This window comes from Cellulomonas bogoriensis 69B4 = DSM 16987 (assembly GCF_000767165.1).
In the GTDB taxonomy this organism is placed as follows: Bacteria; Actinomycetota; Actinomycetes; order Actinomycetales; family Cellulomonadaceae; genus Actinotalea; species Actinotalea bogoriensis.
Map to the genome: position 1 here is coordinate 1 of NZ_AXCZ01000315.1, position 1,529 is coordinate 1,529.

1 protein-coding gene and 1 pseudogene are annotated in these 1,529 nt (G+C 75.8%); both read left to right on the plus strand.

Annotation, left to right across the window (positions count from 1 at the left end):
- Nucleotides 1-180, plus strand: a pseudogene (locus N869_RS18060) (iron-siderophore ABC transporter substrate-binding protein); the annotation flags it as partial.
- Nucleotides 177-1,529, plus strand: a 1,353-nt coding sequence (locus N869_RS14985) for an iron chelate uptake ABC transporter family permease subunit (RefSeq protein WP_035062982.1), incomplete at its 3' end; no start/stop codon positions are given. The pseudogene N869_RS18060 and the gene N869_RS14985, both read left to right, overlap by 4 nt.

Here is a 1,529-nt window from a genome sequence, read left to right on the forward strand (position 1 = left end):
TTCTGGTACCTGGCCAACGGTGACGACGACGTGTTCGCCGGCGCCCTGGGTGCGAACCCGATCTGGACCTCGCTGCCCTTCTCGGACGGGTCGGCGCGCTTCCCGGACGGCATCTGGGCGTTCGGCGGTCCCGAGTCCATGCTCCGTGTGATCGACGCGGCCGTCGACGCCGCCGCATGACCACCACCACGCCACGAGGTCCGGCCGGCGCCCCCGTGGCCCCGGCCGGACCCGGTGGCGTGGCTGACGGTGCCGCGCCCCGAGGTGGACCGGGCCCTGTGGTCCTCGCCGTGGGCCTCGTGCTCCTGCTCCTCCCGCTGGCGGTGTGGCAGCTGACCCAGGGCACCTCAGGGCTCGGCGCGACCGACGTGTGGCAGTGGGTGCTGGGCGCCTCCGACGACCAGGCCGGGGCCGTGGTGATCAGCTCCCGTGTTCCCCGGCTGCTCGCCGCACTGACCGCAGGGCTGGCGCTCGGTGCGGCCGGCACCGTCCTGCAGTCCCTCACCCGCAACCCGCTCGCCTCACCCGACACCCTCGCCATCCACAGCGGGGCGCACCTCGCACTCTCCCTCGGGGCCCTCGGCGGGCTGCCCGGCGCGTTCCTCGGGGACGTCGTCCTGGCGCTCCTCGGCGGACTGCTCTCCGCCGGGACCGTCCTCCTGCTGAGCGGCACGTCGGGTGCCGCAGGGACGCGACTCGTCCTGGGGGGCACGGCCCTCGCCGCAGCGATGACCTCGGTCACCACGGCGATCGTGATCCTGCGACCCATGGAGGCCCGCGGGCTGATCGCCTGGTCCGCCGGTTCCCTCGGCCAGAACGGGCTCGGAACCGTCCGCTGGGCCCTGCCCCTCGTCCTGGGCGTGCTCCTGGCGGTCCTGGCACAGGCACGCCGGCTCGACCTGCTGCGCCTGGGGGACGACCAGGCCGCGACCTTGGGCATGAACGTCCGCCGCACCCGGGTGACCGCCCTGGTCACGGCCGTGCTCCTCGCCGCGACGGCCGTCGCGACCACCGGGCCGCTCGGGTTCGTGGGCCTCGCCGCCCCAGCCCTGGTCCGGATGCTCGTCCCGTGGGTCCCGGGCCTGCACCGGCACCGAGCCCTCCTGCCGGTCGCGGCACTCGCCGCCACGAACCTCGTGCTCGTCGCCGACGTCGGGATGCGCGCCCTCCTCGGGGCGCAGGCCGCCGTCATGGTGCCGACGGGGACCGTCACCGCACTGATCGGTGGCACGGTCGTCGTGGTCGTCGCCCTCCGGCTGCGGTCCAGGTCCCTCGGTGGCGCCGGGTCCGCGCTGCCCGTCGACGGGGTCGGTGCACGCCACCGCGTCCTGGTCCTGGTCCTCGCCCTCGGCGTGCTGCTCGCCGCCGCCGTGGTCTCGCTGCTGCTGGGCGACCGCATGCTCCTGCTGGGGGACGTCGCGGCATGGCTCCGCGGGGACGCGGGGCCGGTGGTCACCGGCGTCCTCGGCACCCGGGTCCCGAGGGTCGTCGCCGCTGTGCTCGCCGGCATCGCGCTCGCGGTCGCCGGG